The sequence below is a fragment of the Shewanella indica genome (assembly GCF_002836975.1).
In the GTDB taxonomy this organism is placed as follows: Bacteria; Pseudomonadota; Gammaproteobacteria; order Enterobacterales; family Shewanellaceae; genus Shewanella; species Shewanella indica.
In genome coordinates, this window is the sequence record NZ_NIJK01000002.1 from 308 (window position 1) to 6044 (window position 5737).

The 5737-nt window shown below is 53.4% G+C and carries 4 protein-coding genes and 2 tRNA genes; all 6 read left to right on the plus strand.

Annotated features, from left to right (window positions below; all coding sequences use genetic code 11):
• Position 1: 1 nt before the first annotated feature.
• A tRNA-Asn gene (locus CX650_RS00210) sits at positions 2-77 on the plus strand.
• A 29-nt stretch (positions 78-106) separates the two neighbouring features.
• A tRNA-Asn gene (locus CX650_RS00215) sits at positions 107-182 on the plus strand.
• An 85-nt stretch (positions 183-267) separates the two neighbouring features.
• Entirely contained in the window at positions 268-2172 is a 1905-nt protein-coding gene (locus tag CX650_RS00220; RefSeq protein WP_101094688.1) for an EAL domain-containing protein, read from the plus strand.
• Between the two features lie 115 nt (positions 2173-2287).
• The gene (gene rsxA / locus CX650_RS00225; RefSeq protein ID WP_039033981.1) at positions 2288-2866 is read left to right on the plus strand and encodes an electron transport complex subunit RsxA; all 579 of its coding nucleotides are present in this window, start codon (positions 2288-2290) and stop codon (positions 2864-2866) included.
• Positions 2867-2870: 4 nt separating this feature from the next.
• The gene (rsxB, locus tag CX650_RS00230; RefSeq protein WP_025010231.1) at positions 2871-3440 is read left to right on the plus strand and encodes an electron transport complex subunit RsxB; all 570 of its coding nucleotides are present in this window, start codon (positions 2871-2873) and stop codon (positions 3438-3440) included.
• On the plus strand, positions 3434-5737 hold a 2304-nt coding region (rsxC, locus tag CX650_RS00235), incomplete at its 3' end, for an electron transport complex subunit RsxC (protein WP_101094689.1). The genes rsxB and rsxC, both read left to right, overlap by 7 nt.

The following is a 5737-nucleotide window of genomic DNA, read 5'->3' on the forward strand; positions in this document are numbered from 1 at the left end:
TTCCCCTGTAGTTCAGTCGGTAGAACGGCGGACTGTTAATCCGTATGTCACTGGTTCGAATCCAGTCAGGGGAGCCACTTCGATTTTGCCCCCTGAAAATTTCAATTCCCCTGTAGTTCAGTCGGTAGAACGGCGGACTGTTAATCCGTATGTCACTGGTTCGAATCCAGTCAGGGGAGCCATCTTATCTCTTCCTGCGTTTTGTATTTATAACAAATACGTATACAATTCTGACATCCCTTTAACCTAGTCTGAATTCTGGAAAAGATGGGCATTTCGCGCTTTTTTCAACTGTTACTGTTATTGAGCTTTCTGGCAACCGGCTTGGTCTTGTTGCAACAGGAGCGGCAGGTGTTGCAGCAGCAAGCTGATGTCCTGTTACAGCGATTACAACAAGCGCAAGAGCAAGCCCAGGGCGCAGATGATGCCGCTATCTTTTACCGGCAATTACAAGACAGAGTGTCATTGCAGTTTTTTCAATATACTGATGACGTCGATGGTCAGAATAATCTCACTCGAGGACATTTCCTGCCGGAGATGAACTGGCAATATTATCTACTGCCATTGCAACTCGAATCCCAATACCGCTTCGCTTCCGGGCGAGTGTTACTTAAGCCCGACCTCAGCCCTCTTCGAGAACAAGGGATCCATACCCTCTGGCTTGACGGATTGCGCTTATTGCCCCTTTATTTGGTATTGGCGTTAATCTTTGCCTTGATGATGAAACGCCACAAAAGTGTCCTTAAATATGCGGCCGACTATCTGACAAAGATGTCTCAAGGTGAGTTCAATGCGCTGGCACAGAGCCGCTTTCGGGGTGAGCTCAGGCCCTTGGGGCAAGCATTGGAACAAAGTCGGCAGCTGATAAAGCAGCGGTTTGAGAAACTTGAGTCAGAAAACCTATCGCTGAAAAAACTCGCCTACGAAGATCCGATAACCGGCTTTGGCACCCGCCAACACTTCACCGGAAAACTGCAACAGTTATCACTTTCCGGCAAATCCCAGATTGGGGTGCTAATCCTGGTAAAAGCCACCGAGCTTGGCCATATCAATCAACTGCGCGGCCGTCAGGGCGGCGATGACTATCTTGCCCGCGTCGCGGTTTGTATTCGCCGGGCACTCCAGGGTTACAACAACAGCGAAAGCTTTCGCATTGCCAGTACTGACTTTGCCATCTTTGTCCCCTCAATTGTGCTGAAAGACGCGCAAACCTTTGCCACCCAGCTCAAGCGTGAGCTGGAAGAATACCAAGCAGAACTGCAAACCGACTCCATCGCCCATAGCGGCATAGTGGCCTACGCCAGCGACAAAGATCCCATAAGCACTCTTGCCATGGCCGATACCGCCGCCAATGTGGCGCAAACCTTGGGTCCGAATGCAGTGCAATTCCAGGATAAAAATTTGCTGAATGAAACACTCGGCGATAACCGCTGGAAACTGGCCATTGAAGACTTGCTGAAGCGCCGGGCACTCAAATTTTACCAACAGCCCATTCAACCCTGTCGCAGCGAGGTAGATGGCTACCGTGAGCTGTTGGCACGCTTTTACAACGGTGAAGGCAAGTTTCTACCGACAGCCACAGTGATCGCCATGGCCGAACGTCACGGCATGAGCCAAGAGCTGGATAAACTGGTGCTACTCAGCGCCTTGAAACTACTGCAGAGCCTGCCAAACCTCAGCGGTAATATCGGCGTCAATCTGAGCCCGGGCTCAGCCTCCAAAGAAAGCTTTATTGCCTGGGCCAAAGATCTGCTCTCCAAACATCCGAGATTAGCCTCAAGACTGGTGTTCGAAATCAACGAAGCAGGCATGCAAGGTAACCTGGCCGCCAGTCACAAGTTTGTTCGCGCCATGCATAGCGTCGGTTGCCGGGTATCGGTAGAGCGTTTCGGCATGAGTTTTACCTCATTCAAATTCTTCCGTGAGGTGCGCCCCGACTATATCAAACTGGATCCCAGCTATACCCAGGCAATAGATGAAGATACCAATAACCAGTTCTTTGTCCGCATGCTGGTCGATGTGGCCCGCCGCAGTGGTGTCAAGGTGATAGCCTGCGGCATAGAGCGCCAGGAAGAGAAAATGGTCGTCGAAAAACTGTTGGTTGATGGTATGCAAGGCTTCTACATTGCCAGGCCCCAACAGCTGGACCTCGCCGAAATGAACAGAAATTAATGCCGTTTATGACTCATTAAGGGCGCAAAGAAGGTAAACCCTGCTTTCTATATGTTGTTTATGACCACTGAAACACTGATAATAACCGCCAAGAAGTCACAACACCTGTAATGAGATGAGTGAGTATCTCCTGTTGTTGATTGGTACTGTGCTGGTCAACAATTTTGTATTAGTGAAATTCCTTGGGCTGTGCCCATTTATGGGGGTATCCAGCAAGCTGGAATCAGCCATAGGCATGTCCATGGCAACTACCTTTGTCATGACCTTGGCCGCCATTCTCAGCTACCTGGTTAACCGGTATCTGCTGCTGCCCTTCGAGCTCGGCTACCTGCGCACCATGAGCTTTATTCTGGTTATCGCAGTGGTGGTACAGTTCACCGAAATGGTGGTGCAGAAAACCAGTGCGACTCTGCATAGGGCGCTGGGTATCTATCTGCCACTTATCACCACCAACTGTGCCGTGTTGGGCGTAGCCCTGCTGAATATCAATGAAAACCACGATTTTATGCAGAGTGCTGTCTATGGATTCGGCGCTGCCGCCGGCTTTTCATTGGTGCTTATCCTGTTTTCGGCAATGCGCGAACGTTTGGCGGCGGCTGATGTGCCCGCACCTTTCAAAGGCAGCGCCATCGCCATGATCACCGCCGGCCTGATGTCGCTGGCCTTCATGGGCTTTACCGGTTTAGTCAAATAGAGTTATGTCTTCCATGCTAATTGCAGTCATTTTATTGTCTCTGCTGGCGCTGGTATTCGGCGTTTTACTCGGCTTCGCCGCCGAGAAGTTTAAAGTTCAGGGCAATCCGATAGTGGATCAGGTCGAAGCCCTGTTGCCACAAACCCAATGTGGTCAATGCGGCTACCCTGGTTGCCGCCCCTATGCCGAGGCGATAGCCAACGGCGAGAAGATCAATCGCTGCCCGCCGGGTGGTACCGCCACTATGGAGAAACTGGCCGATCTTATGGGGGTCGATCCCGAGCCTCTCGATGCCAGTGTTGAAACCCAGGTCAAAAAGGTCGCCTACATTCGTGAAGAGGAATGTATCGGCTGTACCAAATGCATTCAGGCCTGTCCGGTAGATGCCATCATAGGCACGGGCAAGCTGATGCACACAGTCCTGACCAGCAACTGCACCGGCTGCGATCTCTGTGTTGAACCCTGCCCTGTGGATTGTATCGATATGATCCCGGTGAAACAGGATCTGAAAACCTGGGACTGGCAGCTTAACGCAATTCCAGTGAAGTTGGTGGAAGAGGATAAGCCGTGCTGACATTACTCGAACAGTTGGATAAAGGAACTCAGTGGCGCCTGACCGGCGGAATTCATCCGCCGCAGATGAAAGACCTCTCCAACGGCAGTCCTATTGGGCGTCTACCACTTGCCAGCGAATTCTTATTGCCTGTGCCCCAGGTTGGTGACAGCGCCGTGCTCGAAGTCAAAGTGGGCGACAGAGTGCTCAAGGGCCAGGCGCTGACCCGCGGACTGAGCGCCATGTATCTGGCAGTGCATGCCCCCACCTCAGGCATCATTCGCGCCATAGAGCAAAGACCGAGCAACCACCCTTCTGCCCTGCCGGTCTTGACCTGTGTGCTGGAAGCCGACGGCCAGGATCAAGCCATAGATTTTGAGCAGCAAGAGGTCTCAGCACTGAGCCGCGAGCAGATCCTCAGCCGCATTCGCCAAGCCGGGATAGCCGGATTGGGCGGTGCCATGTTTCCGGCTCACATCAAACTCAACCCCGCCAGTGAAATTGAACTGCTGTTGATCAACGGCGTGGAATGCGAGCCTTATATCAGTGCCGATGACAGATTGATGCGCGAACACGCCAGCGAAATTCTGGACGGCATTGAAATTGTTCACGGGCTGCTAAATCCCAAACGGGTGATTATCGCCATTGAGGATAACAAGCCCGACGCCGTTCAGGCGATGCAGCAGGCGCTGGATAACTGCCATCTGCCTAAAGGCAGCATCAGGATCACTGTGATCCCGACCAAATACCCTTCCGGCGGCGAAAAACAGCTGATCCAGATCATTACCGGACAAGAAGTGCCTTCCGGCGCCATTCCGGCGCAACTTGGAATAGTAGTGCACAACGTAGGCACCGCCTTCGCCATTCGCGAAGCCGTTTGCCAGGGCAAGCCTCTCATAGAGCGGGTTGTCACTGTGACCGGCGGCAATATTCCCAAGCCGGGTAATTACTGGGTGCCACTGGGCACGCCCATAGCCCATATACTGGAGCAAAGTGGTTTTACCGCCAGCGGTCAGGATACCGTCATCATAGGCGGCCCCATGATGGGCTACACCCTGCCCCTTATCAAAGTGCCGCTGCTCAAGGGCAGTAACTGTGTCTTGGTGCCATCGACCAGCGAAATCAGCCCTCCGGCCGAGGAAAAGGCCTGCATTCGCTGCGGAGAATGTGCTCAGGTGTGCCCGGCGTCGCTATTGCCCCAGCAACTCTATTGGCACAGTAAAGCCGAAGAATACGACAAGGCCAGCGCCTACAACCTCAGAGACTGTATCGAGTGCGGTTGTTGCAGCTATGTTTGCCCATCGGATATTCCTCTGGTGGAGTATTACCGCATTGCCAAGGCGGCCATTAAGCGTAATCACGAAGAGAAACAGCTGGCCGAGCAGGCCAAGCAGAGATTCGATGCCAGGCTCAAACGGCTGGAGGCCGAGAAACAGGCGCGGGAAGCCAAGGCCAAAGCCGCAGCCGATAAGCGCCGCGCCGCCATGGGCAGTGGTGAGAAAGATGCCGTAGCCGAGGCTATGGCCAGGATCAAGGCGAAAAAAGCCGCCGAAGCCTCTGTGGCGACCACGGCTAAACCGGTAGAAAAAGCGGCCGACACCGCCGAATCGGCAGCTATCCAGCCAAAGGCAGACAAGAGAAAGAACGATGTCGCCGCAGCGATTGCCAGAGCCAAGGCCAAAAAGGCCGCAGCACAAGGCACTGCTGCCAATGAAGTTGCTGATGCGACGACAGATAATGCAGCTGGAGCCACAACACCTGGCGCGGACAAAAAAGCTCAAGTAGCAGCGGCTATCGCCCGTGCCAAGGCGAAAAAGGCCGCTGCAGCCTCAAGCCAGGCAGATACTGACTCTCGCGAAGCTCAAGCTACTGCCACCGAAACAAGTCAAACCGCAGGCGACGACAGTAAACAGGCCCGTATCGCGGCAGCGGTTGCCAAAGCCAAGGCCAAAAAAGCTGCGGCGGCATCTGAATCAACTGCGACCGATAATAATGACGTGGGATCAGCGCAAGGCGCCGAAGTAAACCAAGTCGCAAGTCAAGCGACAAAACAAACCGCAAGCGATGACAGCAAACAGGCCCGTATCGCGGCAGCGGTTGCCAAAGCCAAGGCCAAAAAAGCTGCGGCGGCATCTGAATCAACTGCGACCGATAATAATGACGTGGGATCAGCGCAAGGCGCCGAAGTAAACCAAGTCGCAAGTCAAGCGACAAAACAAACCGCAAGCGATGACAGCAAACAGGCCCGTATCGCGGCAGCGGTTGCCAAAGCCAAGGCCAAAAAAGCTGCGGCGGCATCTGAATCAACTGCGACCGAT